The organism is Corynebacterium sp. HMSC072G08, assembly GCF_001809185.1.
Lineage (GTDB): Bacteria > Actinomycetota > Actinomycetes > Mycobacteriales > Mycobacteriaceae > Corynebacterium > Corynebacterium phoceense.
Map to the genome: position 1 here is coordinate 14,101 of NZ_KV796404.1, position 26,761 is coordinate 40,861.

Below are 26,761 nucleotides of genomic sequence, written 5' to 3' on the forward strand. Positions count from 1 at the left end.
TTCCACTCCCAAAATATGATCCGCATCACCCTGTGTGCAACATTATTTCGTCGAACACCTCACTGGACACCGCTCCGTGGCACACAACATTCCGTCAGCACAGACAGCGCAACGCACTCCGCCCGCGCTCCGGTGCCATGGTCGACCACAGGCGCGTACGCTCGGCTCCGCCCACGACAGGCAAACGGCACGACCATCGACATGGTCGTGCCGTTCCTCAGACGCAAACGTAACTACGCGCGCATCTCAGCGCCGAGACGCTCCTTGGCCAGCTCGGCCGCGGCGAGGCGGTGCTCGTTGGCCTCTTCATCGGTGAGCGTGCGGTCGCCCGCGCGGAAGAGCAGCGTGAAGGCCAGAGACTTCTTACCCTCGCCCAGCTGCGCTCCACGGAAGACGTCGAAGAGCGCAGCGTTTTCGAGCAAGTCGCCCGCGCCCTCTTCAATCACGCGACGCACGTCCTCGGCCGGTGTCGCTTCGTCGACGACAAGGGCGATGTCCTGGTGCAGCGCCGGGAAAGCGGAGAGCACCGGCGCCGGGAAGCGCTCCTCGAGCGGCAGCGCCGTGACGTCGAGCTCCATGGCGCAGGTACGGGCCGGAAGGCCCAAGGCCTCAACGACCTGTGGGTGGAGCTCGCCGGCGTAGCCGACGATGGGGGCATCGGCAGCAACCGTGCCGTCCGCGTTCGCGACCTTGAGGGCGGCGCAACGGCCCGGGTGCCACGGCAGCTCGGAGGCCGACTCAACGGCCAGGTCCAGGCCAGCGGCGCGCGCGACGAGGCGTGCGGACTCGATGGAATCGGCGTAGGTGTACGCGCGGCCCTGGCCCCAGGGACCCTCGTGTTCAATGTTGCCGGAAGCGACCGTCGCGACGTGTAGCGGCTGGTACGGAAGGGTGCCCAGCAGCTCCTCGACCGTGGACTCGGACGGACGGGACTCGACCGACGGCATCGGCGAAGCATCCGCACGCTTGAAGGAGACCTGCTGCAGGCCGTAAAGGGCCAGATCCGTGCGGCCGCGAGCGACGTTGCGAGCGATGGTCTCGAGGAGGTTCGGCAGCAGCGTCGTGGACAGGATAGCCTTGTCGGCCTCGAGCGGGTTCTGGACCTCGACGGTCTTGCGGCGCTCGTCATCAGCGTCCAGGCCCCACACGTCGAAGGTGTCGTTGCGGACGAACGGCGCCGGGATGACCTCGGCGTAGCCCGCGTAGGCCAGGCCGTGGCCTATGGCGCGGCGACGTTTCTGAGCCGGGGTGAGACCGCGGCCGCCCACCGGGGTCGGCAGGATGGTCGGGATATCCTCCAGACCCCCGAGGCGCAGGATTTCCTCGATGAGGTCGACGTCCATCGTGATGTCGGAGCGCCACGTCGGCGGGGTGACCAGGAGGTTCTCACCAGACTGCTCGATCTCGCACCCCACCTCGTAGAGACGGCTCATGACGGTCTCACGCGAGTAGTCAACGCCCGCGTACTCGGCCGGCTTCGCGGCCCGCAGCGTGATCTGCTCGCGCGCAGGAACCTCGCCCACGAGCGTACGGCCGGACTCGATGGTGCCGCCGGCGATCTGCACCAGCAGCGCGCAGGCGATATCGAGGGCAGCCTCGACGATGGCCGGGTCCACGCCGCGCTCAAAGCGGCGCGACGCCTCAGAGGACAGCTTGTGCCGGCGCGAGGTGCGCGCCACGGTGATCGGATCCCAGTTCGCGGCCTCGAAATAGACGTCCATGGTGTCGTCCGCGATCTCGGACTTGGTACCGCCCATGACGCCCGCGAGGGACTGGATGCCATTGTCATCGCAGATGACGACGTCTTCTGCGTCAAGCTCGCGCTTCACATGGTCGAGGGTCTCGAACTTCTCGCCCGCCTGCGCGTTACGCACGACGAGGTTACCCTCGATGGCGTTCGCGTCGAAAGCGTGCATGGGCTGGCCGAGCAGGAGCATGACGTAGTTGGTCACGTCCGTCGCCGGGTTGACTGGGCGCTGACCGCACAGCATGAGCTCGCGCTCCATCCAGAACGGCGTGCGGGCGTTCGGGTCGATGCCGGTGACCTTACGCAGGCCAAAGCGCACGGCCTTGGTCTCCGGTTTGAGGTCGACATCGATGAGCTCACCGCTCGGTGCCGGAACGCCGGAGACATCGATGCCCACGACGGAGGGATCTTCGGCCGGGCAGGCGTACTCGAGGCCGAAGGCAGAGGCAACCTCGCTGCCGAGGCCACGCAACGAAAGCGCGTAACCACGGTCCGGCGTGATGTTGACGTCGAAGACGGTGTCGTCGAGTCCGATAACCGGACGGGCGTCCTGGCCCACGAGGTCAGCGACCTCCTCGCCCAAGGTGATAATGCCCGCGGAGTTCTCGGACATGCCGAGCTCCGCGGCCGAGCACATCATGCCATTGGAGATGTGGTCGTAGGTCTTGCGCGCAGCGATCTTGAAGCCGCCGGGCAGCTCCGCGCCCGGAAGCGAGACGACGACGTAGTCGCCGAGACGGAAGTTGCGGGCGCCACAGATAATGCCCTGCAACTCACCCGTGCCGTTGGCGTCGCCCACGTTGACCTGGCAGTAGCGGATGGGCTTCTTGAAGCCCTCGAGCTCCTCGAAGGACTCGACGCGGCCGATGACGAGCGGGCCCTTGATTTCGGGCAGGTGCTCGTAGCCCTCGGTCTCGAAGCCGACGCGGACGTAGCCAGCGTCGAGGTCCTCGGCGGTAACGGACCAGCCCGGGTTCTTTGCATCCAGCAGGCGGGTGACCCAGCTCTGGGAAATAAGCATTGTTCTTTTCTTCCTTTCTGGGTTCTTGGTTATGCCTGCACGCCGAACGGCAGGGTGAAACGAACGTCGCCTTCGACCATGTCGCGCATGTCAGTAAGGCCGTTACGGAACTGGAGGGTGCGCTCCAGGCCCATGCCGAACGCGAAGCCGGTGTACTCCTCCGGATCCACACCCACGGCGCGGAGCACGTTGGGGTTGACCATGCCGCAGCCACCCCACTCGATCCAGCCGGCGCCGCCCTTCTTGTTCGGGAACCAGACGTCGACCTCGGCCGAGGGCTCGGTGAACGGGAAGTAGTTGGTGCGCATGCGCGTCTTCGTCTCCGGACCAAAGAGGACCTTGGCCAGGTGGTCGAGCGTGCCGCGCAAGTGCGCCATGGTCAGACCCTTGTCCACGGCAAGACCCTCAACCTGGTGGAAGACCGGAGTGTGCGTCGCGTCGAGCTCATCCGTGCGGAACACGCGGCCCGGGCAGGCGATGTACAGCGGAACGTCGCGCGAGAGCATCGTACGCACCTGCACCGGCGAGGTGTGCGTGCGCAAAACCTGCTTGGATCCTGCCGTCGAGACGTGGAAAGTGTCCTGCAGGGTACGGGCCGGGTGGTCCGGCTTGAAGTTCAGCGCGTCGAAGTTGAAGTACTCGGCCTCGACCTCGGGACCGTCCGCGATCTCCCAGCCCATGCCGATGAAGATGTCGGCGATGCGCTCGGACAGCGTCGTAATCGGGTGCAGCGCACCGGTCTGTGCGCGAGTGGTCGGTACCGTAACGTCAACGGTCTCGGCCTTGAGCTGTGCCTCACGCGCCTGCGCCTCGAGCACCTCCTTGACCTGTGCGAAGCGCTTTTCCATGCGGCCGCGGGCCATGTTGACGGCCTTGCCGGCGTCCTTGCGCTCGTTCTTCGGCAGCTGGCCCAGCGACATGCGGGCCCGCGGGATATAGCCCTGGTCACCCAGGTGCTCGCGGCGAGCGGCATTGAGCTCATCGAGCGTCGTAGCGGCGTCGAAGGCCGCGATGGCGGATTCGGCAGCCGCGCCCAGCGCAGCTTCGGTCAATTCGATCTGAGGAGTGTCGGACACGTGCCTTAAAACCTTCTTCTTGCGCGAAAACTAACGCCCGCTATCTTAGCGCAGTTCAATAGTCCGACAGGCAACCGGGATAGGCGCCCCGTGCACAGGCATAGTAGAACGGTCCCGGCGGGCGTGGTACGTCATCTTCCGCCACACATAGCCACCAGCTCCTTCCGCGGCAATGACGCAGAGGGTCACGGCTCCCGCCCCAGCGACTTGGGGGTTGTCAAGAGCAAGCGCACGGCGCACAAGCGACGCGTTAGGCGCCTGAAGAATTCAGCGCTTGCGCAGACTCGTACAGGCAAATCGATGCCGCCGTCGCGAGGTTGAGGGACTCAGCGCGGCCCCGGATGGGAATGCGCACGCGGACGTCGGCTTCCTCGAGCAACTCGCCCAAGCCGTGGGCCTCATTGCCAAAGAGCCAAGCGGTGGGTTGGGTGAGGTCAGCCTCCGCGAGGTCTACTTCCCCATCGGCCGCCGTAGCGAGGATCTGCATGCCGGACTTTCGCAGCTGTCCCAGCACGTCCTTAATGTTCTGCTCGCGCGCAACGGGGACATGGAACAGCGAGCCTGCCGATGCCCTCGCCACCTTACAGCCCAGAGGGTCCACCGTCTCCCCCGCGAAGATGACGCCGTCCGCGCCCATCGCGTCCGAGGTACGGATGAGCGTGCCCGCATTACCCGGCTCGGAGGTCAGCACGGGCACGGAGACCAGCCGCGGCTTGCCAGCGAGGATCTTGCCGGCGGACCACAACACGGGCTTGCACAGCGCGAAGAGGCCCGTGGTCGTTGCGGTATCGGACAGGTGCCTCGCCGCCTTATCCGTAATCGGGTGGACGTAGACGTCCATGTAGCCAGCGGCCGTCAAGATATAGTCAAAGCGCTGCGCGGCGGCCTCGGTGACAAAGATATCCGTGGCGGCGCCGGTCGACACTGCTGCGTCGACGGCATTTTCGCCCTCGATAATGAACTTTCCTGCCTTCTTGCGCTCCTTGGAACGGTGCAGCTTGGCGGCGTTGACGATGCGCGGGGTGCGCTCAGTAAAGGCATTATCGAAGTCGAGGTTCATGCCCCCAAATCTATCAGCCACGCCAGAGCCCCTTCCAACCTCCTCGCTCGCGGAGCCGCGCCGGGCGCAACCCCGAGCCAGACATAGCGCGCTACTGCCACACGACGCCAACTTTGGTTTTATGGCGCCTCAGGCCCAAACGGAGGCCCCAAGGCGCCATAAACCCAAAGCTGCGAGCCGCATCGGTTGAGTGTTCCAACGCAACGCCTTAAAAGCACACGGGCGCGCCAGCGAATCCGCCCCACGCTCCGAGCAATGCCCCCCATCCAACTCTTTGCCTTCATGCGTGTTTCCTTACAAGCCTGCTTAGACAACGCAAACGCCTCCTTCCACGAGAAACGTGGAAGGAGGCATAAGAAGCTTCAGCCTAAGTAATTAGGCAGCCTTCGGAGCGTTGACGTCCTCCGGCAGCGCAGCCTTAGCGGCCTCGCAGAGAGCGGAGAATGCCTCGAAGTCGTTAACGGCAAGGTCAGCGAGGATCTTGCGGTCAACCTCGATCTCAGCCAGGCGCAGGCCGTGGATGAGACGGTTGTAGGTGATGTCGTTCATGCGGGCAGCAGCGTTGATGCGCTGGATCCACAGCTTGCGGAACTCAGACTTACGGGCGCGACGATCGCGGTAAGCGTAGGTCATGGAGTGCAGCCACTGCTCCTTGGCCTTACGGTAAAGGCGGGAACGCTGGCCGCGGTAGCCCTTAGCGGACTTGAGGATTGCGCGACGCTTCTTCTTAGCGTTAACGGAGCGCTTGACTCGTGCCACAGTAATACTTCCTTAAAAAATCTAGTGGTTTATTGAGTGTGGGTTGATTCGGCGCTATTAGGAGCGGCCGAGCAGGCGCTTAACGCGCTTGATGTCGTTCTGAGCGACATCCTTCTCGCCCTTGAGGCGACGGGTCTGCTTGGAGGGCTTGCCCTCGAGCAGGTGGCGACGACCAGCCTGCTCACGGCGCAGCTTGCCGGAACCGGTCACCTTAATACGCTTGGCCATGCCCTTGTGGGTCTTCTGCTTCATGAGAGTTAAGTCCTTAATTCCCGAAAGTTCTGTTCGTTCTACTTCTTGCCCTTGCGGACTGGTCCCAAAACCATGGTCATGTTGCGACCATCCTGCTTGGGGCGCGACTCGACGACGCCAACTTCTTGGACGTCCTCGGCGAGACGCTCCAGCAGGCGGAAACCCAGCTCCGGACGCGACTGCTCGCGGCCACGGAACATGATGGTCACCTTGACCTTGGAACCCTTCTCCAGGAAGCGCACCACGTTCGACTTCTTGGTCTCGTAGTCGTGTTCATCGATCTTCGGACGGAACTTCTGTTCCTTCACCACAGTCTGCTGCTGGTTCTTGCGAGCCTCGCGAGCCTTCTGGGCCTGCTCGTACTTGTACTTGCCGTAGTCCATGATCTTGGCGACCGGCGGCTTGGCCTTCGGTGCAACCTCGACCAGATCTAGGTCTGCTTCATAAGCGAGCTTGCGAGCATCATCGGTACGGACGATGCCCACCTGTTCACCGCCCGGGCCGACGAGTCGGACCTCGGGCACTCGGATACGCTCATTAATGCGAGCTTCAGCGCTGATTGTGGTCTCCTTGATAAAGATGATTCGTAGTGTGCCTACCTCGACCACAAACGAAAATCCCGGTCTGTGCGTGCACAGCCGGGAGCTCTCGAAAGAATTGCCAAACCCGAAAGCCTGGTGACCCTTTTACCTTGAGCCAACGCGTGAGACGCGGCATCAGGTGGGAGAAACTCCGCTTGTGACCCGAGACCTCCTGGAAGGTTCTGCGGGCGGTAGTGGAACTAAGACTAACACCACCGACCCGCGGAACCAAATTCGCCACGCCGCCTAGTTCCGCGCCGAGTTCGCCGCTGGCCTACGGCTCGAGCTGGCGGGTTCGGAACTCGTCGCCGCGCTTACCGATGCCCCTTTCTCCGAGGCGTGCTCCGGCGCAGAGGTTGCATGTGCACGCGGCAAGCCGTCGCAGTCGTGAACTGGGGTGAGCGTTCCGTCGTCGATACCCTCGGAAATCATGTCCTTGAGGTCGCCCGCTGCGTCGTCAAGGGCCTTGACCGCGTCGTCGTAGGCGTCTTGCTCGGAACCAAAGTCATCCATATCGTTGTAGACCACGGTGAGCGCTATACCGATGGAGCCATGCGCGTCTGACTTCGTGTCCCCCACGTCAAGGACACCGAACTGACGCTGGGTATAGCGTCCGCTGTCCTCGTCAAAGCCCCAGCCGCCCTTCGCACGCGTGTTGTCCAGTGCGGTGAGACCATACTGCTGCCACTCGACGATATCGCCCATTGCGCGCGAGACCTGCTTGTGATCGGCCACGCAGTTGAGGTGCGCCGCAAAGGTCGCCTGATCCTTGATGAGCCATTCGGCATAGCCAAAACTCACGTCGCCGTTCGCGTCCGGCTTTTGCCACGTGGCTTTCGAGCCGCCCTCGGCGAGCACTTCGTCGATGGCGGCGGTGGCGTTGTCCTCGCTCCACTTCACCTTGGACCACAGTGCGTAGGCCGCGTCGTTATCGGACTCTGTGATCGCTGCGTCGACGAGGTCGGTCGTCGCACCGTCGCGCAGCGCGGTAATAGCGATGGGAACCTTGATGGTGGACCACGCTGGGCCCTTGCCGGGCGCACCGGCGGCGAGCGTACCCTGCGCATCCGTGAGCGCGATGCCCACCTCCGCACCGTGGTGTTCTTTAACGAGGTCGGCCACGAGGTCGTCGAGACGCCGTTCAATCCCCGCGCGGCCTGACTCGCCCGACACAGACGCCGCGGCGGAGGCCCCAGCGGCGGCTGCGGGGGCATCGGAAGGCTGCTCCTGCGCTGGCGAGCATGCGGCGAGCGGGAGGATGAGTCCTGCGCACAGAAACGACTTTTTCATTCGCATGAGTCTAAAGCACGCCGCGGGCTAGTGCGGCAGCAACTCCTTGAGGAATTGTCCCGTGTAGGACTCTTCCACCTTCGCGACGTCTTCCGGCGTGCCTTGCGCCACGACGGTGCCGCCGCCGGCGCCACCCTCCGGCCCCATGTCGACAATCCAGTCTGCAGCCTTGATAACGTCCAGGTTGTGCTCGATGATGACCACCGAGTTGCCCTTGTCCACGAGCCCCTGGATGACGAGCATGAGCTTGCGGATGTCCTCGAAGTGCAGGCCGGTGGTTGGCTCGTCGAGGATGTAGATAGTGCGGCCGTTGGTGCGCTTCTGCAGCTCGGAAGCAAGCTTGACGCGCTGGGCCTCGCCGCCGGAGAGCGTGGTCGCGGCCTGGCCCAGGCGCACGTAGCCGAGGCCCACGTCAACGAGCGTGGCGAGGTAACGGTGGATGGAGGTAATCGGCTCGAAGAACTCGGCGGCCTCGGAAATCGGCATGTCGAGGACCTCGGCTATGTTCTTGCCCTTGTAGTGAACCTCGAGCGTCTCGCGGTTGTAGCGCGCACCGCCGCAGACTTCGCACGGGACGTAGACGTCCGGCAGGAAGTTCATCTCGATCTTGAGCGTGCCGTCGCCGTGGCAGGCCTCACAGCGGCCGCCCTTGACGTTGAAGGAGAAGCGTCCCGGCTTGTAGCCGCGCACCTTCGCCTCCTGGGTTTCGGCGAAGAGGTTGCGGATCTTGTCGAAGACTCCCGTGTACGTCGCCGGGTTGGAGCGCGGCGTGCGGCCGATGGGCGACTGATCGACCTGGACGAGCTTGTCCAGGTGCTCGATGCCTTCGACGCGCTTGGCGCGGCCCGGCACCTGGCGGGCGCGGTTGAGCTTATTGGCCAGGGTCTTCGCCAAAATCTGGTTGACGACGGTGGACTTGCCCGAACCCGAGACGCCGGTGATGCACACCATGACCCCCAGCGGTATTTCCACGTTGATGCCCTTGAGGTTATTCTCGCGGGCGCCGACGACCTTGAGCGTGCGGTCCTTATCGATCTCACGGCGGTGATCCGGCACGGCGAGCTCGCGGCGGCCGGAGAGGTAGGCGCCTGTGAGCGAGTCCTCGACCTTCTCAATGCCGGCCGGCTCGCCCTGGTAGACGATCTCGCCGCCGTATTCGCCGGCGCGCGGACCGACGTCCACAAGCCAGTCGGCTTCGCGGATAGTGTCCTCGTCGTGCTCGACGACGATGAGCGTGTTGCCGATGTCGCGCAGGCGCTTGAGGGTCTTAATGAGGCGCTGGTTATCGCGCTGGTGCAGGCCGATGGACGGCTCATCGAGGACGTAGAGGACGCCGGCGAGGCCGGAGCCAATCTGCGTGGCGAGGCGGATACGCTGGGCCTCGCCGCCAGACAGCGTGGAAGCGCCGCGGTCGAGCGTCAAGTAGTTGAGCCCCACATCGAGGAGGAAGCGCAGGCGGGCCTGGATTTCCTTAAGGACGGCGCCAGCGATGATTTCCTCGCGGGATCCGAGCACGAGCGAGTCGAGAAACTCCGCGGCGTCCTCGATGGACAGCGCCGTGAGACCCGCGATGGACTGCTCGCCATGCGCGGTGGATTCCAGGCGCACCGCGAGAATTTCCGGCTTGAGACGCGTGCCGCCACAGGTCGGGCAGGCGACGCGGCGCGTGTACTGCAGGAGGCGGTCCTTCTGCGAGTCGGAATCCGCGGTCTCGAGCTTGCGCTCGAGGAAGCCCACGGCGCCTTCGAAGGGCGCGGTCCAGTTGCGGGTGCGGCCGTAGCGGTTCTTATACCGGACGTTGACTTCCACGTCCGTGCCATAGATGAGCGCGTGGCGCTGCTCCTCGGTAAGTTCACTCACCGGGGTCTGCGGGTCGAAGCCAAGCGTCTTGCCCAGGCCTTCGACAAGTTTTACGAAATAGCGGGAGTTCGGCGAGGAATGCCACGGCTGAATGGCCTCCGTGGCAGGAGCGTCCGGGTCCGGGATGAGCAACTCCGTGTCCACCTCGAGGCGCGTGCCCAGGCCGTCGCAGGCCGGGCAGGAGCCGAAGGGCGCGTTGAAGGAGAACGCGCGCGGCTCGTATTCCTCGATGGTGAGTGTGTGCCCGTTGGGGCACGAGGTCTTCTCCGAGTACGTGTGAGTGAGCTCCTCGTTGTCCACGTATTCGATGGTCACGAGGCCATCGGCCAGCTTGAGCGCGGTCTCCACGGAGTCCGTGAGGCGCTGCTTCGCCGAGGCCTTGACCTGCAGGCGGTCGACGACCACATCGATAGTGTGCTTGATCTGCTTCTTCAGCTTCGGCGGATCCGTGAGCTGGTGGATCTCGCCGTCCACGCGGACGCGGGAGAAACCTTGCGCGGACAGGTCCGCGAAGAGGTCGACGAATTCGCCTTTGCGCTTGCGCACCACGGGCGCGAGGACCTGGAACTTGAGCTTCTCCTCGTTCTCCAGCACGGTATCAACGATCTGCTGCGGGGTCTGACGCTCGATGACGGCGTCACACACCGGGCAGTGCGGCGTGCCCGCACGAGAGAAAAGCAGGCGCAGATAGTCGTAGACCTCCGTAATCGTGCCCACCGTCGAACGCGGGTTGTGGTTCGTCGACTTCTGGTCGATGGACACCGCCGGCGAGAGACCGTCGATAAATTCCACGTCCGGCTTGTCCATCTGGCCCAAAAACATGCGCGCATAGGAGCTCAGCGACTCGACGTAGCGGCGCTGGCCCTCCGCGAAGATGGTGTCAAACGCGAGTGAGGACTTTCCCGAACCGGACAAGCCAGTAAAGACGACCATCTTGTCGCGGGGGATGTCGATGTCGACGCCTTTGAGGTTGTGCTCGCGGGCGCCGCGGACGATGAGGCGATCTGCCACTAGTTTTCTTTCCCTTCTTAGCGGGCGCGTCATCCCGTTCCCGCGCGACGCGAGAAGGGGCGGCCCGGTTGGGTTGTGCTCCGAACTTTAAAAATACCCGTAGGGTTGTCACTATGACTAACGCACTGAAATTAGAACATATTTCCGTCAGTGAGATGGACAACAACTGCTACCTGCTTCACGACGGTACACACGGCCTCCTCATCGACGCCGCCGATGACGCCCCGGCCATCCTCCAGATGGCGCGCGATACCGGCGTGACCATCGAGGCCGTCCTCACCACCCACCGCCACTGGGATCACGTCCGCGCACTCGAGGAGATCCTCCGCGAGACCGGCGCCACGCATTACGCGGCCTTCCTCGACTCTCCCGCCCTGCCCGCGCCCGTCGACGTCGAGCTGCAGCACGGCGACCACATCGACTTCGCCGGCGAGGAGCTGCCCATTATTATTCTGCGCGGCCACACGCCAGGCGGCGCGGCGCTGGCGGCATCGATAGACGGCATGACCAACCTCTTTGTGGGCGACAGCCTCTTCCCGGGTGGCGTAGGCAAGACCAATTCGGAGAATGATTTCGTTCGTCTTTATAAAGATGTAACCGAGCGTCTTTTTGATGTTTACCCGGACGAGACCATCGTGCACCCTGGCCACGGCAAACCCACGACGTTGGGCGACGAGCGCCCGCACCTGCCTGAGTGGTGGGAGCGCCGCTGGTAGGCCATTCGGTTCACCCCACCCCTGTGTTTTTCGCCCCGTCACGCAGTAATCCCGCGTACTCTAGGCACTAGTTAGTAATCCAATAAACCGCAAGGAGAAATTAGGCATGATCCGCAAGATTGCTCGCCCCGCGCTGGCTTCCGTATTCGTCTGGGACGGTGTCGACACGCTGCGCAACACCTCGGACCACGTCAAGGAGACCGAGTCGCTGCTCAAGAAGATCCGCACGGTCGTGCCGGCCCAGTACAAGGGCTACATCCCCAACGACCCGGTGCTCGTTGCCCGCGGGCTGGGCAGCGCTAAGGTCGGCGCTGGTTCCCTCTTCGCCCTCGGCAAGGCCCCGCGCACCTCGGCCGGTATCCTCGCTGCTACCCAGCTGGCGACCCTCCTGGGACGCAATGCTTTCTGGGAGGCCAAGGATAAGGCCGAGAAGGAATCCCAGCGCAACGGTTTCGTCACCAACGCCGCGCTCCTCGGCGCCCTGGCCATCCTCACCCAGGACACGGAGGGCAACCCGTCCCTGCGCTGGCGCGCACAGGATGTCACCAAGCGCACCTCTAAGAAGGTTCAGGCGGCGCTACCCACCAAGTCCGAGTCCGAGAAGTTCGCAGACAACGTCTCCAACCGCGCCCAGGAGTTCTCCTCCCAGGCCCAGGATTGGTTCACCGAGACCTCGGAGAAGGCTCAGGCCTACGTCGACGACAACCGCGACGACTGGGAGAAGGCCGGCCGTAACTTCCTCGACACCGCCAAGTCCTACGTCGAGGACGCACGTGAGGCCGTAGAGGGCTTCATCGATGACAACGCGGATGACTGGAAGAAGCAGGGCCAGGACTTCCTCGCCGCTGCCCAGGACAACTCGAAGACCGCCCGCAAGGCTCTGGTGAAGAACGCCTCCAAGGCACAGGCCCGCGCCGATAAGGCCGTCTCCCAGATCGACGTTGCCCGCAACCAGCGCAAGGCAGCAAAGAAGGCCGACCAGCTGCAGGCCAAGGCTGACAAGGCTATCGCTAAGGCCCTGAAGAAGCTGGGCGACCGCATCTAGTCTCCCGCTCCCACGCGGCGAACGACACCACGTCGTTCGCCGCGTGCCGCGTTTTTCTTCGCACAGGCGTATGCTTATCCGTCTGCATTTCTTATGCCGGCGCACTCGCGCCGCCTATGTCCGCGTCACGCCAAGGAGTCTGCCTCATGCCGAATTCATCCCCAGATTCTTCCCAGCATCTCGACGCCACCACCCACGCCATCGGCGCCGAGCAGGCGTATGTCGACGGCCTGTTCCAACGCCTTGACGACGAAGTCGCCGCCTCCAACGAGCGCCTGCGCAAGGTCATGCTCGACGTCGATCCGCAGAACCCGGACTCGGACGCCCTCGTGCGCCGCGAGACGGAGTACCACGCCCTCCAGGGCAAGCTGGACAAGCTCAACCTCGCGCAGCTCGGCCTCGTCTTCGGCCGCATCGATATCGACGCCCCAGGCGATAACCCAACGCCCGAAGGCCTCGACCGCCGCTACATCGGTCGCATGGGCCTGGACGACCGCGAGGACGACTACCGTACGCTGCTGCTCGACTGGCGCGCGCCCATGGCCCGCCCCTTTTACCTCGCGACCACGGCCCAGCCCGAGGGTGTTACCATCCGCCGCCACATTCGGACGAAGGGTCGCACCGTCACCGGCATCAACGACGAGGTGCTCTCCGGCGCCGAGCTTGGCCGTGCCGCCTCCAGCGACGTCGCTGGAGAGTCCGCCCTCCACGCCGCACTGCAGCGCGCCCGCACGGGCCACATGGCCTCCATCGTCGAGACCATCCAACGCGAGCAGGACGAGATCATTCGTGACGCCACACGCGGCGTCATGGTCGTCGAGGGCGGCCCCGGCACCGGCAAAACCGCCGTCGCGCTCCACCGCGTGGCCTACCTCCTCTACAACCACCGCGATCTGCTCGCTAGCACCGGCGTGCTCATCATCGGGCCGAACCCGACGTTCCTCGATTACATTTCGCGCGTCCTGCCCGAGCTCGGCGAGACCGGCGTCGTGCTCGCCACCGTGGGCTCGATGTTCCCCGGCGTGGAGGGCACGCAACCCGAGTCGCTCGACGCCCGCGAAGTAAAAGGCTCGGAGGCCATGGTTGAAATTCTCACAAACGCGGTGCGCGCCTACCAAACGCCCCCCGAATCAGCCGCGACCCTGCGCGTGGATAACCTCGACCTCACTGTGACACCGGCGATGGTCAAGGCCGCGCGCACCCGCGCACGGCGCTCGCGCCGCCCGCACAATGACGCGCGCGGCGCCTTCGCGGAACACCTTATCGATCAGCTCGCCCGCCAACTCGCAGACAAGATCGGTGCTGACCCGCTCGGCGGCGAGAACCTCCTCGGCCAGGCGGACATCGATCAGCTCCACGACGATCTCGCGGAGACCCGCGTCGTCACTGACTTCATTGACGAGCACTGGCCGGAGCTTACGCCCACGCAGGTCCTCGCGGAGCTCCTCGGCGACCGCGACGCCATCGACTTCGCCGCGGGCGACTACGACGACGAGACGCGCGAGGCGCTCTACCGCGCCGACGCGGAGGCGTGGAGCGCCTCCGATGCTGCACTCCTCGACGAGCTCGCCGTCCTCATCGGCATGCCCGACCCTCAGCAACAGCAGGAGGCCGAAGACCGCGCGTGGCGCGAGCAGATCGCGGACGCCGAGGACGCCCTCGACATCCTGTCCTCGTCAGATTCCACAGATAACGACGACGACATGTTTGACGCGGAAATCCTCTCCGCTGCCGACGTCATCGACGCTGAGCACCTCGCCCGCCGCCAGGAGGTCCGCGACCACCGCACGACGGCGCAGCGCGCCCAGGCTGACCACACGTGGGCCTACGGCCACGTCATCATCGACGAAGCCCAGGAGCTCACGCCCATGGAGTGGCGCATGGTCTTCCGCCGCAGCCCCTCGCGTTGGATGACGCTCGTCGGCGACACCGCGCAGACCGGCTCCCCCGCAGGCGTCGACTCCTGGGCCGAAACCCTCGAAGCCTTCGTCGGCACCCGGTTCCGCCACCACGCGCTCACGGTCAATTACCGCACGCCCGAGCCCGTCACCGAGGTTGCCAATCGCCTGCTCGCCGTCATCGACCCCGACGCCACCCCGGCCCAAGCCGTCCGCGACGGCGAGCCAGTACGCTTCCTCGCGGGCGCCGACGAACTCGACGCCGAGACCGCCGCCGCGCTCGACGCCGCGCGAGACGCGGTGGGCTCCGAGACAGTTTCATTCACCGATTCCGAAGGCCGCCTTCACGCCGTGGTCACCGCCGCCACCGCGGAGTCAGTCAAGGGCCTCGAGTTCGACCACGTCACCGTCGTCGAGCCGCGGGCCATTGTCGAGGCCTCGCCACAGGGCTGGCAGAACCTCTACGTCGCCGTGACCCGCGCGACGCAGACGCTCACCGTCGTCGGCCCGCTGCCCGCCGAGGTCCCCGAAAGCTAACGCAGCCGAGGGACACGGTCGGGCGAGATTCCGTAGTCTGGGGCCATGGCACTCTCAGATATCGTCCGTAAGGCTGAACGCACCATCAACGACTACAACGTGCGGCGCAGCGCCGCGCGTGGCTGGCTTCCTCAGGTCACTGCCTACAAGGGCTATGGCTCCGAAGAGACTGTCCACGTGCTGGGCCGCATGCTTTACGGCGATCCCGCAGCCCCCGAGAACGAGGCGTGGGCACAGCGCGGCTACCGGCAGTTCTTCACTGTCCAAGCCCCCGGCATCCCCGTCCGCGTGACCGCGGGCGAGGCCTCCGCCACGACGCACTCCACGGCCCAGGGCTACGTGGACGTCCAGCTCCATGGGCACGGACTCACACCCGGCTGGCACGACGTGACCATCGAGGTCCTCGCAGATCCCAACGCTGGTATCCCCACTGACCAGCCGCCCACGACGGCGGAGGTTCTCATCGTCGGCGACGACCAGGATGTCGGCATTGTAAGCGATATCGATGACACGGTGCTCATCACCTGGCTGCCTCGCGCCATGACCGCCGCCTGGAACTCCTGGGTCAAGCGCACAAATACCCGCCAGCCGGTACCGGGCATGGCGCGCTTCTACGAGAAGCTACGCGAAGACCACCCCAACGCGCCCGTCATCTACCTGTCGACCGGTGCCTGGAACACCTTCGATACCCTCGAGACTTTCCTGGAGCACAATGGCCTGCCCAAGGGCCCCATGCTGCTCACGGACTGGGGGCCCACGCCCACTGGCTTGTTCCGCAGCGGCAAGGAACACAAGCGCGTCCAGCTGCGCAACCTGTTCATTGCGTTCCCGCAGATTAAGTGGATTCTCGTCGGCGACGACGGCCAACACGACCCGCTCACGTACGGTGACGCAGCCGAGGAGCACCCAGACCGCGTCCGAGCCATCGCTATCCGCAATCTCACCCCGGGCGAGCAGCTGCTCTCCCACGGTTCGCTCACCCCGCTCGTGGACGAACGCGACTCCGCGCTCGGCCCCCTCCCCTTCATCCAGGGCGCGGACGGCAACAAACTCCTCGAGGCCTACCGCGCGAGGGAATTCTAAACCGGTGTTTCTCCACCTTGGTTTCTAAAACCGGACACGACGAAGCCGGCCGGACTGAACGAAAATTCAGTCCGGCCGGCTTTCTGTTCGCGGCGCGCTCGGCGCGGCCACCGTCTTAGTTGACAGTGTGGACGATCATCACGTCGCAGTCGGACTGGCGAGCAACGTCGGCCGGGACGGAGCCCAGCAGACGACCGGTCAGGGAGTTGATGCCGCGGTTACCCACAACGAGGAGGTCGGCGCCGAACTCGTTAACGATGGCCATGAGGGCCTGCACCGGGGTGCCCGGGCGCACGGCGGTCTCGATGCTCTTCACACCGAACTTCTCTGCATGCTCGCGACCTGCGGAAAGGTTTGCCTTCGCCTTGTCGTCACCCAGAATGGTTACGGAGTCCTGACGCAGGGTCTTGGACGCCTCTTCCTTGTTCTCGTAGTACGCGCAGCCGATAATCAGCGTGGCATCGAAAGCGGCAGCCATCTTGGCTGCGCGCTCCACTGCAAGCAGGGAGGACTTGGAACCATCGGTACCGACGACAATCTTGTTGTAATCGCTCATGGCGGCCTTTCATAGAGGGGGATCTCAGTCGATGTTCCAGTCTAGCCCCATTTGGCAGGTTTAGCGATCCTCCGTTGTGTGCGCCACAACGACATCGACGTATGCCTTGCGCATCAGCTCCGTCGCCACGGACCCCATGACGCGGTCGCGCACAGAATTGCGCCCCTTGTTGCCCACCACGAGCAGGTCAACCCGGTGATACTTGCCCACCTCGAGCATCGTCGCCACCGGGTCGCCGGACTTCGCGATAATGCGCACCTTGCTCGCGCCCTCCTCCGCGGCAACATCCTGGGCAGACTTAAGGAAGGTCTGCGACATGTCTTCGGAGATAATCGGCGTTTCCGCAGTTCCGCCCGAGCGCGTGCCCACGTTTTCGTGGCTGCCGAACGCGGAGACAATGATGAGCTCCGCGTCGTACGCCGCCGCCATCGACGCAGCGGTGCGCACGGCACGCAGCGAGGTATCAGAGCCGTCCGTTCCCACCGCAATAGTCTTATACCGCATGAGAGAATTCCTTTCACATCAACACTTGAGAAAAAGTGACGGCGCCCCACTCATGGTGCGATTCGTCACACACTACTGTTGAGTATAAACGCGCGCACGAACCCGCGGCGAGCTTTTGCCGCGCCAGCTGCTGCGCGCGACATCCGTCGCTAGATGCCCGCCTCCTTGAGACCGCGCAGCTCCTTCTTCAAATCCATGATCTCATCGCGCAGGCGGCCGGCAAGTTCGAACTTGAGCTCGCGCGCTGCCTCGCCCATCTGCGCCGTGAGGTCGTCGATGAGTTTCTGGACCTCCTCCGTCGCCATGGACGAAACATCCGGACGCTCCACCATGGACGCCGGGTCGGACGCGGCCGCCGCGCCCTCGGCGACATCGGCAGCATCCGCGTTCTCGTAGACCTGGTCAAGGATGTCCGCGATCTTCTTGCGCAGCGGCTGCGGGTCGATACCGTGTTCCCTGTTGTACGCAATCTGCTTCTCGCGGCGGCGCTCCGTCTCCTCGATGGCCTCGGCCATGGAGTCAGTGACCTTATCCGCGTACATGATGACCTCGCCGGAGACGTTACGCGCGGCGCGACCGATGGTCTGGATGAGCGACGTCGTGGAACGCAGGAAGCCTTCCTTATCCGCGTCGAGGATAGCCACGAGCGAGACCTCCGGGAGGTCGAGGCCCTCACGCAGAAGGTTGATGCCCACGAGCACGTCGTATTCGCCCATGCGCAGCTGACGCAGGAGCTCGACGCGCTGGAGCGTATCGATATCGGAGTGCAGGTAGCGTACCTTAATGCCGTGCTCGAGCAGGTAGTCCGTGAGGTCCTCGGCCATGCGCTTAGTGAGCGTCGTGACCAACACGCGCTCCTTCTTCTCCGTGCGGGTGCGGATTTCGTCAATGAGGTCGTCGATCTGGCCCTTGGTCGGGCGCACCGTGACCTTCGGGTCGATGAGGCCGGTCGGGCGAATGACCTGCTCCACGTACTCGCCGTCGGATGCGGTGAGCTCGAAGTTGCCCGGCGTCGCCGACATATAGACGGTCTGTCCCACGCGTTCCTCGAACTCGTCGAAGGTGAGCGGCCGGTTATCCACCGCCGAAGGCAGGCGGAAGCCGAACTCCACAAGGTTGCGCTTACGCGACATATCGCCTTCGAACATGCCGCCAATCTGCGGCACGGTGACGTGGGACTCATCGATGATCGTAAGGAAGTCTTCTGGGAAGTAATCGAGCAGCGTCGCTGGCGCCGAGCCCGCGGGGCGGCCATCGATGTGTCGCGAGTAGTTCTCGATGCCGGAGCAGAAGCCGACTTGCTCGATCATCTCGAGGTCGTACTCCGTGCGCATGCGCAGGCGCTGGGCCTCGAGCAACTTGCCGCGGTTTTCTAGGTCTTCGAGGCGTTCCTTGAGCTCCGCCTTGATGTCCTCGACCGCGCGCGCCATGCGCTCCGGGCCCGCCACGTAGTGCGTCGCGGGGAAGATGCGGACCTCGTTGACCTGCTCGATGACGTCGCCGGTGAGCGGGTGGATGTAGTAGAGACCGTCGATGTCATCGCCAAAGAACTCGATGCGCACTGCGCGCTCCTCGTAGGCCGGAATGATATCCACGGTGTCGCCCTTAACGCGGAACGTGCCGCGGGTAAAACCAACGTCATTGCGCTCGTACTGAATATCCACGAGTAGGCGCAGGAAGCGGTCGCGATCCACCTCATCGTCGACATCGAGCACCACCGAGCGGTCCAAGTAGGACTGCGGCGTACCCAAGCCATAGATACAGGACACCGAGGAGACGACCACGACGTCACGCCGCGAAAGCAGCGCCGAGGTCGCCGAGTGGCGCAGACGCTCCACGTCCTCATTAATCGAAGAGTCCTTCTCGATGTAGGTATCCGTCTGCGCGATATACGCCTCCGGCTGGTAGTAGTCGTAGTACGAGACGAAGTACTCCACCGCGTTATTCGGTAGCAACTGGCGCAGTTCGTTGGCCAGCTGCGCGGCGAGCGTCTTATTCGGCGCCATGATGAGCGTCGGGCGCTGCTGCTTCTCGATGAGCCACGCGGCCGTCGCCGACTTACCGGTACCGGTCGCACCCATGAGGACGACGTCGCGCTCGCCGCGGCTCAGGCGCTCGTCGAGCTCCGCAATCGCCGCGGGCTGGTCGCCCGACGGGTTGTATTCGGAGACGACCTCGAATTTCTTCTCTCTGCGCTCGATGTCGCCAACGACGCGGTGCTCGGATTCGGGAAGCAGGGGGTGTTCAGCAGCAAAAGCCATGCCGCCCAGTCTAGCGCCCGCGCACCTTCAGGCTTAGCCGATAGCATCGCCCGCGGCCAGCGCTCCGCCTCGCCTGTGGCTTCCCACACGGCGTCGATCCGCCACCGGCTGGCTCGCGTGCGCCCCGAGCGCCACACAGGCCTCGACTTCCCCATCCATGCACCTGCTTTCCGATGCCGCCTCACCCACCGGCACGCACGAGCGCCGAAAGTCCGCGAGGCAAAAGGTCCCGGTGCGCAGGGCGGAGAGCAGCTCGACGGCCGTGTGATTATTGAAAAGCCCACAATCCCACGTTCCTCTGGCCCTGGACCTTCATCCCCCACAATGAACAACTCACAGCGAACAACTCACAGCGGCAACATGAACATTCGCGCCGCAAAACGTTTAGACTAAGGCTCCATGAAGAAGTCCTCTCTCCTCAAGCTGTCTACGACCGCGGCAGCGATTGCCATCTTGCCGTTTACTACCCTTGCACCCACTCCGGTCGCGCAGGCGGAGCAGTGCACGTCCCAGTCCACCTCCCAGGTGGGAAGCCCCAAGGCCAATGCTGCTGCCGATCTCCTCGGTTCCTTCGCCGGCTCCTCTTTCGGCGGTTCCTCGCTCAGCCCCGCCCAGGCCGACGCCGTCAAGCAAGCAACGTCCACGGGCGTCGCCAAGCAGCTCATCACGGCTGAGGGCCCAACGCGCTCCATGCACTTCCTCACCGGCCCCTCCTCTCCGGACCGCACGGACCGCAAGTGGGGTATCACAAGCACGGACTTGGGCATCGCCTACCTCGATGACTCGGAAGAAAATACGCCGCGCATGTACCTCGCCTTTGGCGACACCTTCTCCTGCAGCGGCTCGGGCAACGGCTGGCGCTCCAATGTCTTGCTGCGCACCCGCGACTTCAACTACGGCGACGGCGTGAGCCTCCACCAGGCGCTCACCTCCGACGGCTGGCAGAGCTCCGGCACGGCCCGCGAGTTCATCTCCTCGGAGAAGAACCCAGGCGTCGAGCACACCACCATCCCCACCGCCGGCATCGAAATCAACGGCACCCACTACATCGACTACATGTCCGTCAAGAAATGGCCGAAAGATGCACCGTGGGTCACCAACTACGCTGCGACCATGAAATCCACGGACGACGGCCGCACCTGGTCCGTCGTCGGTGACTCCACCCGCGTCAACGAGCACGCCACAAACGACATCATCCTGCCGGGCCGCAAGGGCTACGACACCGGCAACGAGAAGCTCCAGATGTCCGCGTTCCTCCAGACCCCGGACAAGGACGGCTACGTCTACCGCTACTCCACCCCGAACGGCCGCGCGGGCACCGCGTATCTCTCCCGCGCCAAGGAAAGCGAGTTCCCGTCCGAGTCTGCTTTCGAGTACTGGGACGGCCACAGCTGGAGCTCCGATCGCCGCGACCTGGAGCCGGTCTTCGGTCCTTCGAACCCTGGCAAGCTCGGCGAGATGTCCGTTGTCTACAACAAGTACATCAACAAGTACGTGGCGCTGTACTTAGACTCCGCCAAGTACGCACTCGTCATGCGCACCGCCGATACGCCCGAGGGCGAATGGTCCGCGCCGCGTGAGCTCATCTCCGGCCACGATGTCCCGCAGCTCTACGGCGGTTTCATTCTGCCGAAGCTCGACGACCAGAACCTCTACTACGTCCTGTCGACGTGGGGCGACTACAACACCTACGTCATGCGTACCGACCTCGATTACGCCGTGAACAACCCATCGGCGGATATCAGCGTCAAGGTCGTCGGCGACGTCGTCGCTGAAGGCAAGTAGCCTTTCTTCGCTTCTTCACGCGCACACCGCACGCCGCCGGTCCTCGGACTGAGGCGCGCGGTTGCCGCATTTTTCGCAGCGGAGGGGACAAGGATCGGCCGCGGCAGCGAGACTCGTCGGGCAGCAATGCGGGTGCGTTACTCGGCCTTCTCGATGGCGGCGGCGACGCGATCGACCTGGAGTGCCAAGTCCTCGAGCACGCCGTTGTTGTCGATGACGTAGGTCGCCGCGGCCAGGCGCACCTCGTCGGGCACCTGCTGCGCGATGCGGCGGCGGGCGTCGGCCTCGTCGAGTCCGCGGTGGGCGACGAGACGCCGCACGCGCTCCTCCACGTCGACGTTGACCACAAGGACCTCGTCCATGTCCCTATCGAGCCCATTGTCCACGAGCAGCGGCATATCGTAGACGCAGTACTCCACGCCGGCGACGCGCGCCTCGGCGAAGCGCTCCTGTGTGCGCTCCTGGATGCGCGGGTGGGTAATAGCGTTGAGTTTCGCAGTGTGCTCAGCGTCGACGAAGGCGCGGCGGGCGAGCTCGGCACGCTGAAGCGTGCCCGCCTCGTCGAGGATGTCTGCACCGAAGGCCTCCACGAGTTCCGCGAGGGCCGGCTCCCCCGGTTCCACGATCTCGCGCGCTATCTGGTCAGCGTCCACGACGCTCCACCCGCGTTCCGCGAGCAGCCTCGCGACCGTCGACTTGCCGCTGCCAATACCGCCAGTGAGTCCAATGAGCTTCATGGTGTTCAAGCCTACGACAGCTGCGGGCCACCGGCAGGAAAAACGCGAACGCCGCCGCGACGAGCGCGGCGGCGAAGCGAGCTGATTACTCTTCGGACTTTGCCTTCGGCGTGACCGTGAGCAGCTGGTCAGACGGGGTCACCGCGCCGGCCTTGCCCTCGATGGAGAAGAACTTGGAGGTATTCGTGACGACAACCGGGGTGATGAGGTTGTAGCCCTTGGACTCGATGAACTCATGGTCGAAGGTGATGAGTTTGTCGCCTGCAGAGACGCGCTGCTTCTTCTCGACGTGGACGGTAAAGCCCTCGCCGGCCAGCTCGACGGTGTCGAGACCGACGTGGATGAGCAGCTGGACGCCGCTATCGAGGCTCAGGCCGACCGCGTGGCCAGACTTCTGGACCGTGAGGATCTTGCCGTCAGCCGGAGCGTAGACCGTGTTGCCGGTCGGCTTGATGGCCATGCCCTCGCCGAGCTTGGCGCCAGCAAAAATTGGGTCCGGAACCTCGGACAGTTCTACAGCTTCGCCTTCGAGCGGCGAGTCGAGATTGATGGCCTCGGAAGCCGGAGCGGCAACGGCTACGGCGGCCGGGGCTGCAGCGGCGGCTGCGGCAGGGGCGGCATCGGCAGCCGGAGTGAGAACCTCGACCGGCTCCTTGCCCTCAGCCTCGCGCTCGGCCGCAATCTGGGCGCGGATTTCGTCGCGCTCCTCCGGGGAACGGTAGTCGAAGAAGAGGACGAGGAAGAAGGACACGAAGAATGCGACGGCGACACCGAGCAGGTAACCCAGAGCCGGGGTCATGGCCGGGATAGTAAGCAGCGAGGTAAAGACGAAGGCGTTGGCCTTAATGTTGAAGATACCCATGACGACACCGCCAGCGAAGCAGCCCGGCAGCAAGCGCGGGTAGGTCTTCTTAAAGCGCAGAACGATACCGTACAGGGACGGCTCGGAAACACCACCAAGCAGACCTGCGGCGAGGCCACCCGTGGCGACCTGGCGCATGGCCTTGTTGTGCTCCTTGATGGAGACAACGAGGACGCCGGCGACGAGACCGAAGCAGGCAAAGTTCCAGGCACCCATCGGCCCCTGAATGAAGTCGTAACCCAGCGTGGCGAGGTTTTGCACCATAATCGCGTTGAGCGGCCAGTGCAGGCCAAGCGGGACGAGGAACGGGTACAGCAGCGGAATGACGATAGCGAGGACGAACGGCGAGAAATTATTGACGGCGGCCAGGAAGTTGGAGATGCCGTTGCCGATACCAATGCCGAACGGGCCGAGCAGGAAGGCCGTGAGCGGGATCATGATGAGCAGGGAGAAGAACGGCACGAACACCATGTGCAGAGAGCTCGGGATGATCTTCTTCAGGCCCTTTTCCACCCAATACAGACCGATAGCAGCGAGCAGCGGCGGGAAGACCTGGGACGAGTAGTCGTTGAGAATGAGCGGCAGGCCGAAGATCTCGACCTTCTGTGCGTCGCCACCCAGGAACGTGGTCGTCTCTGCGATATTGGACAGACCCATGAATTCCGGGGTGAGCAACGCGGCCGGAATAGCAGCGCCAACCCACTCGTTCGCGCCCAGCTTCTTCGACGCCGTGGCGCCAATCATGATGGGCAGGAAGTAGAAGACTGACCTCCACATCGCATGCATGAGCTGGTAGCCCGCCGGCTGGTCTTCCATGTCGGCGCGGAAGTCCTGCAGGCCGAAAGTATCGGCCAGAATGAGCAAGGTGATAATCAGCGAGGCACCGAGCAGCGCCCACAGGATGGGGCGGAAGGTGTCAGACAGGAACTCGAAGCAGTAGTCGACCCACCCGGTCTTGCGGATGCCGCCGTACTCCTTCTTGCCGTCGGCACCGATCTTCGGGCCGCGTGCGTTGCCCTTGTGCTCGCCCGACGGATCGACGCCTGGCTCCTTAATGATTGCCCGATAGTAGTCAGCGACGCCGCCGCCCATGACGACCTGGTATCCGTGCTCGCCTTGGTGCACGGTGCCGAGAACGGCTTTGTCAGATTCGAGAGTCTTCTCGTCAATCTTGGATGGGTCAGCAAGCTGAAAACGCAAGCGCGTTGCGCAGTGCGTCAGAGACGTAATGTTGTCAGCGCCACCAATATTTTTGATGATGTGCTGCGCGGTATCTTTGGTCGATGCCACGGCGTACTCCTCTTCATTGAGACGTATGGTGATAACCACTCAGTGTGCGGCTATATCATTGTGAAGATTACTCTAATCCGGGCATGATCAAAAGACCGTAGACGCCCGATTGTGCCTTAACGCACGCTTAACAGAGACAAAAGGCAAGGTCACTATTGAACAAACGTGCCTATGCCCCGCGTGGGCGTCTTAAAGATCACAGCAGCGCGTTGCATTTCTCACGCGTGGCGAGCCATAGCAAGACGCGCGAAGGCCGCCGCCTGATTGATTCCTCAATCAGACGGCGGCCTCGTTCATGCACGGTGCGTTAGACACCGGCACGAGCGAAAGGCGTAAAGCCTTTAGTTGCCAGCGAGCTTGTCGCGCAGAGCAGCGAGCTGCTCATCGGAAGCCAGCGAACCGTGAGTCTCGTTGTCGTTCGATGCCGGAGCTGCATCGGCGGACTCGGAGGAGTAGTTCGAAGCCTCGGACTGCTGGGCAGCCTCGGCGGCAGCTGCACGGTTGCGCTCGATCTGAGCGGTGTGCAGGTTGAAGCGACGCTCGGACTCGGCGTAGCGAGCCTCCCAAGCCTGACGCTGCTCGTCGAAGCCTTCCTTCCACTCGTTGGTCTCCGGATCGAAGCCCTCGGGGAAGACGTAGTTGCCCTGCTCGTCGTAGGAGTCGGCCATGCCGTACTTCGACGGATCGAACTCGTCGGTGTAGTCCTCGTCTGCCTGCTTAACAGACAGGGAGATACGACGACGCTCGAGATCGATGTCGATGACCTTGACCATGACTTCCTGGCCAACGGTGACGACCTGGTCCGGAACCTCCACGTGGCGCTGAGCCAGCTCGGAGATGTGAACGAGGCCCTCGATGCCCTCTTCGACGCGAACGAACGCACCGAACGGAACGAGCTTGGTGACCTTGCCCGGGACGATCTGGCCCACAGCGTGGGTGCGGGCGAAGACGCGCCACGGATCTTCCTGGGTAGCCTTCAGGGACAGGGAGACGCGCTCGCGGTCGAGATCGACGTCGAGAACCTCAACAGTGACCTCGTCGCCAACGGTGACGACCTCAGACGGGTGGTCGATGTGCTTCCAGGACAGCTCGGAAACGTGAACCAGGCCGTCGACACCGCCGAGATCGACGAAGGCGCCGAAGTTGACGATGGAGGACACGACGCCCTTGCGGACCTGGCCCTTCTGCAGCTGGTGCAGGAACTCGGAGCGGACCTCAGACTGGGTCTGCTCGAGGTATGCACGGCGGGACAGAACAACGTTGTTACGCTGCTTGTCGAGCTCGATGATCTTGGCTTCCAGCTCCTGGCCGATGTACGGCTCCAGGTCGCGGACGCGACGCATCTCGACGAGCGATGCCGGCAGGAAGCCGCGCAGGCCGATGTCGAGGATGAGGCCGCCCTTGACGACCTCGATGACGGTACCGGTAACCGGCTCGTCCTTGGCCTGCAGATCCTCGATAGCGCCCCAGGCACGCTCGTACTGAGCACGCTTCTTGGACAGGATCAGGCGGCCTTCCTTGTCCTCCTTGGTAAGAACAAGTGCGTCGATGGTGTCACCGACCTCGACGACCTCGTCCGGGTCAACGTCGTGCTTGATGGACAGCTCGCGGGACGGGATAACGCCCTCGGTCTTGTATCCGATGTCAAGCAGAACCTCGTCGTGGTCGACCTTGACGACGGTGCCCTCAACGATGTCACCATCGTTGAAGTACTTGATGGTCGCGTCGACGGCGGCGAGGAAGTCCTCAGCGGTTCCGATATCGTTGATCGCAACCTGAGGGGTGTTAGAAGTAGGCATGTAAGAAATGCTCCGAATGTGGTGTAGGAGGTCGTAAATGGACATTTACGTGTCATCTCAAAACGTCCCGCGACCAGCGCAAAGCTGCACTAGTTGGAGGATGGTTTTGATCCCGTCGCTGCACCCTTCGAGGCTCTCCTACGGTAGCCGGGAAGCGCGCGCGGCATAGACACGCCTTTAACATCTTACATACTCGCAGCTCACTACACAATGGTGACGCGCCCACCGCACACAATCGACGCTACGCGCGGCCAGCGCGGCTCGCGACAATAACAATCGGAGAAACAATGCCTATTCGGACGCCATCGCAGGCAAATCGGACATTTTGGGACCAGGACGCCGCCCGATACCACTCGGAACATCCTGAGTATCTCTCAAGTTTCTATTGGTGCCCGGAGATGCTGCACGAGCGCGACGCCCACCTGTTAGGCGACGTCCGAGGCAAGCGCGTCCTGGAGCTCGGCTGCGGTTCCGCGCCGTGTACCGCATGGTTGCGTGGCGAGGGCGCCTACGCCATCGGCATGGATATCTCGCGCGCCATGTTGGACCGTGCCCCGGAAGGCGCTCCCCTCGTCCAGGCCGACGGGCTCGTCCTCCCCTTCGCCGACAACACCTTCGACGTTGTCTTCTCCGCCTTCGGCGCGCTCCCCTTTATTGAAAATCTCGACGCTGCGCTTGCCGATGCCGCCCGCGTCCTGCGCCCCGCAGGCCGCTTCGTCGCCGCAGTCCCCCACCCCATGCGTTGGATTTTCCCGGACGACCCGCAGGCGCTTACCGCCGAGATGAGTTACTTCGACGGCGCCTACCTCGAGCACTCGCCCGACGGCGAGCTCACCTACGCCGAGTTCCACCGCACCATGGGCCAGTGGCTGCGTGCCCTCCAGACCGACGGGCCGTTCCGCATCGTGGACCTCATCGAGCCGGAGTGGCCCGAGGATCTCACCACGACGTGGGGCCAGTGGTCGCCGCTGCGCGGGGAGATCTTCCCCGGAACCGCCATCTTCTGCTGCGTGAACGAGAAACGCTAGGCT

Annotated in this window: 20 protein-coding genes; 6 read left to right on the forward strand and 14 right to left on the reverse strand. The window is 63.8% G+C overall.

The window, feature by feature from the left end; translation table 11 throughout:
- Window positions 1-233: 233 nt before the first annotated feature.
- From pheT to uvrA, 8 genes are all read right to left on the reverse strand, one after another.
- Window positions 234-2,768 carry a phenylalanine--tRNA ligase subunit beta gene (pheT, locus tag HMPREF2559_RS03375; protein WP_070539531.1) on the reverse strand — a complete coding sequence of 845 codons (2,535 nt, stop codon included), beginning with the start codon at window positions 2,766-2,768 and terminating at the stop codon, window positions 234-236.
- A gap of 29 nt (window positions 2,769-2,797) precedes the next feature.
- Window positions 2,798-3,844, reverse strand: a complete 1,047-nt coding sequence (gene pheS, locus HMPREF2559_RS03380) for a phenylalanine--tRNA ligase subunit alpha (RefSeq protein ID WP_066484436.1) — start codon at window positions 3,842-3,844, stop codon at window positions 2,798-2,800.
- Between the two features lie 250 nt (window positions 3,845-4,094).
- Window positions 4,095-4,904: a TrmH family RNA methyltransferase gene (locus HMPREF2559_RS03385; protein ID WP_066510321.1), complete on the reverse strand. Its 810-nt coding sequence runs from the start codon at window positions 4,902-4,904 to the stop codon at window positions 4,095-4,097.
- Window positions 4,905-5,279: 375 nt separating this feature from the next.
- Complete coding sequence (gene rplT / locus HMPREF2559_RS03390; protein ID WP_066484446.1) at window positions 5,280-5,663, reverse strand: 50S ribosomal protein L20; 384 nt, start codon at window positions 5,661-5,663, stop codon at window positions 5,280-5,282.
- 57 nt (window positions 5,664-5,720) lie between these two features.
- A complete protein-coding gene (gene rpmI / locus HMPREF2559_RS03395; RefSeq protein WP_066484451.1) occupies window positions 5,721-5,915 on the reverse strand; it encodes a 50S ribosomal protein L35 in 195 nt (64 codons plus the stop codon).
- A gap of 38 nt (window positions 5,916-5,953) precedes the next feature.
- On the reverse strand, window positions 5,954-6,523 hold the full coding sequence (gene infC / locus HMPREF2559_RS03400; protein ID WP_141629043.1) for a translation initiation factor IF-3: 570 nt from the start codon (window positions 6,521-6,523) through the stop codon (window positions 5,954-5,956).
- Window positions 6,524-6,742: 219 nt separating this feature from the next.
- Window positions 6,743-7,786, reverse strand: a complete 1,044-nt coding sequence (locus HMPREF2559_RS03405) for a serine hydrolase (RefSeq protein WP_068801747.1) — start codon at window positions 7,784-7,786, stop codon at window positions 6,743-6,745.
- 27 nt (window positions 7,787-7,813) lie between these two features.
- Window positions 7,814-10,657 carry an excinuclease ABC subunit UvrA gene (gene uvrA, locus HMPREF2559_RS03410; protein WP_070539533.1) on the reverse strand — a complete coding sequence of 948 codons (2,844 nt, stop codon included), beginning with the start codon at window positions 10,655-10,657 and terminating at the stop codon, window positions 7,814-7,816.
- A 113-nt stretch (window positions 10,658-10,770) separates the two neighbouring features.
- Here uvrA and HMPREF2559_RS03415 point away from each other — a divergent pair, with 113 nt between their 5' ends.
- The 4 genes from HMPREF2559_RS03415 to HMPREF2559_RS03430 all read left to right on the forward strand — a co-directional run bounded on the left by HMPREF2559_RS03415 (window position 10,771) and on the right by HMPREF2559_RS03430 (window position 15,936).
- The gene (locus HMPREF2559_RS03415) at window positions 10,771-11,373 is read left to right on the forward strand and encodes an MBL fold metallo-hydrolase (RefSeq protein ID WP_066484466.1); all 603 of its coding nucleotides are present in this window, start codon (window positions 10,771-10,773) and stop codon (window positions 11,371-11,373) included.
- Between the two features lie 106 nt (window positions 11,374-11,479).
- Window positions 11,480-12,418: a DoxX family protein gene (locus HMPREF2559_RS03420; protein ID WP_066484467.1), complete on the forward strand. Its 939-nt coding sequence runs from the start codon at window positions 11,480-11,482 to the stop codon at window positions 12,416-12,418.
- A gap of 146 nt (window positions 12,419-12,564) precedes the next feature.
- Window positions 12,565-14,853 (forward strand): HelD family protein, encoded by a 2,289-nt coding sequence (locus tag HMPREF2559_RS03425; RefSeq protein WP_070539535.1) that lies wholly within the window; start codon window positions 12,565-12,567, stop codon window positions 14,851-14,853.
- Window positions 14,854-14,898: 45 nt separating this feature from the next.
- The gene (locus tag HMPREF2559_RS03430; protein ID WP_066484478.1) at window positions 14,899-15,936 is read left to right on the forward strand and encodes an App1 family protein; all 1,038 of its coding nucleotides are present in this window, start codon (window positions 14,899-14,901) and stop codon (window positions 15,934-15,936) included.
- 115 nt (window positions 15,937-16,051) lie between these two features.
- Here the strand turns inward: HMPREF2559_RS03430 and HMPREF2559_RS03435 are convergent, their stop codons facing one another.
- The 3 genes from HMPREF2559_RS03435 to uvrB all read right to left on the reverse strand — a co-directional run bounded on the left by HMPREF2559_RS03435 (window position 16,052) and on the right by uvrB (window position 19,257).
- Window positions 16,052-16,492: a universal stress protein gene (locus tag HMPREF2559_RS03435; protein ID WP_066484484.1), complete on the reverse strand. Its 441-nt coding sequence runs from the start codon at window positions 16,490-16,492 to the stop codon at window positions 16,052-16,054.
- Between the two features lie 60 nt (window positions 16,493-16,552).
- Window positions 16,553-16,996 carry a universal stress protein gene (locus HMPREF2559_RS03440; protein WP_066484488.1) on the reverse strand — a complete coding sequence of 148 codons (444 nt, stop codon included), beginning with the start codon at window positions 16,994-16,996 and terminating at the stop codon, window positions 16,553-16,555.
- A 149-nt stretch (window positions 16,997-17,145) separates the two neighbouring features.
- Window positions 17,146-19,257, reverse strand: coding sequence for an excinuclease ABC subunit UvrB (gene uvrB / locus HMPREF2559_RS03445; RefSeq protein WP_070539537.1), 2,112 nt, complete (start codon window positions 19,255-19,257; stop codon window positions 17,146-17,148).
- A 399-nt stretch (window positions 19,258-19,656) separates the two neighbouring features.
- On the opposite strand from uvrB, the gene HMPREF2559_RS03450 reads away from it, so the two are divergent.
- Window positions 19,657-21,042 (forward strand): DUF4185 domain-containing protein, encoded by a 1,386-nt coding sequence (locus HMPREF2559_RS03450; RefSeq protein WP_066484499.1) that lies wholly within the window; start codon window positions 19,657-19,659, stop codon window positions 21,040-21,042.
- Between the two features lie 137 nt (window positions 21,043-21,179).
- Here HMPREF2559_RS03450 and coaE read toward each other — a convergent pair whose 3' ends face one another.
- The 3 genes from coaE to rpsA form a co-directional block, all read right to left on the reverse strand.
- Window positions 21,180-21,779, reverse strand: a complete 600-nt coding sequence (gene coaE / locus HMPREF2559_RS03455; RefSeq protein WP_066484502.1) for a dephospho-CoA kinase — start codon at window positions 21,777-21,779, stop codon at window positions 21,180-21,182.
- Window positions 21,780-21,864: 85 nt separating this feature from the next.
- Entirely contained in the window at window positions 21,865-23,931 is a 2,067-nt protein-coding gene (locus tag HMPREF2559_RS03460; protein ID WP_066484727.1) for a glucose PTS transporter subunit IIA, read from the reverse strand.
- Window positions 23,932-24,272: 341 nt separating this feature from the next.
- The gene (gene rpsA, locus HMPREF2559_RS03465; protein ID WP_066484734.1) at window positions 24,273-25,730 is read right to left on the reverse strand and encodes a 30S ribosomal protein S1; all 1,458 of its coding nucleotides are present in this window, start codon (window positions 25,728-25,730) and stop codon (window positions 24,273-24,275) included.
- A gap of 287 nt (window positions 25,731-26,017) precedes the next feature.
- Here rpsA and HMPREF2559_RS03470 point away from each other — a divergent pair, with 287 nt between their 5' ends.
- Window positions 26,018-26,758: a class I SAM-dependent methyltransferase gene (locus HMPREF2559_RS03470; protein ID WP_066484504.1), complete on the forward strand. Its 741-nt coding sequence runs from the start codon at window positions 26,018-26,020 to the stop codon at window positions 26,756-26,758.
- Window positions 26,759-26,761: the final 3 nt, after the last annotated feature.

Bases quoted from the DNA above. Each gene is read 5' to 3' on its own strand.
- HMPREF2559_RS03405 (WP_068801747.1), bottom strand. From the start codon at position 7,786: ATGAAAAAGTCGTTTCTGTGCGCAGGACTCATCCTCCCGCTCGCCGCA.
- HMPREF2559_RS03430 (WP_066484478.1), top strand. From the start codon at position 14,899: ATGGCACTCTCAGATATCGTCCGTAAGGCTGAACGCACCATCAACGAC.
- HMPREF2559_RS03470 (WP_066484504.1), top strand. From the start codon at position 26,018: ATGCCTATTCGGACGCCATCGCAGGCAAATCGGACATTTTGGGACCAG.
- rpmI (WP_066484451.1), bottom strand. From the start codon at position 5,915: ATGAAGCAGAAGACCCACAAGGGCATGGCCAAGCGTATTAAGGTGACC.
- pheT (WP_070539531.1), bottom strand. From the start codon at position 2,768: ATGCTTATTTCCCAGAGCTGGGTCACCCGCCTGCTGGATGCAAAGAAC.
- uvrB (WP_070539537.1), bottom strand. From the start codon at position 19,257: ATGGCTTTTGCTGCTGAACACCCCCTGCTTCCCGAATCCGAGCACCGC.
- HMPREF2559_RS03385 (WP_066510321.1), bottom strand. From the start codon at position 4,904: ATGAACCTCGACTTCGATAATGCCTTTACTGAGCGCACCCCGCGCATC.
- HMPREF2559_RS03435 (WP_066484484.1), bottom strand. From the start codon at position 16,492: ATGAGCGATTACAACAAGATTGTCGTCGGTACCGATGGTTCCAAGTCC.
- HMPREF2559_RS03440 (WP_066484488.1), bottom strand. From the start codon at position 16,996: ATGCGGTATAAGACTATTGCGGTGGGAACGGACGGCTCTGATACCTCG.
- HMPREF2559_RS03415 (WP_066484466.1), top strand. From the start codon at position 10,771: ATGACTAACGCACTGAAATTAGAACATATTTCCGTCAGTGAGATGGAC.
- HMPREF2559_RS03425 (WP_070539535.1), top strand. From the start codon at position 12,565: ATGCCGAATTCATCCCCAGATTCTTCCCAGCATCTCGACGCCACCACC.
- rpsA (WP_066484734.1), bottom strand. From the start codon at position 25,730: ATGCCTACTTCTAACACCCCTCAGGTTGCGATCAACGATATCGGAACC.
- HMPREF2559_RS03450 (WP_066484499.1), top strand. From the start codon at position 19,657: ATGAAGAAGTCCTCTCTCCTCAAGCTGTCTACGACCGCGGCAGCGATT.
- coaE (WP_066484502.1), bottom strand. From the start codon at position 21,779: ATGAAGCTCATTGGACTCACTGGCGGTATTGGCAGCGGCAAGTCGACG.
- HMPREF2559_RS03420 (WP_066484467.1), top strand. From the start codon at position 11,480: ATGATCCGCAAGATTGCTCGCCCCGCGCTGGCTTCCGTATTCGTCTGG.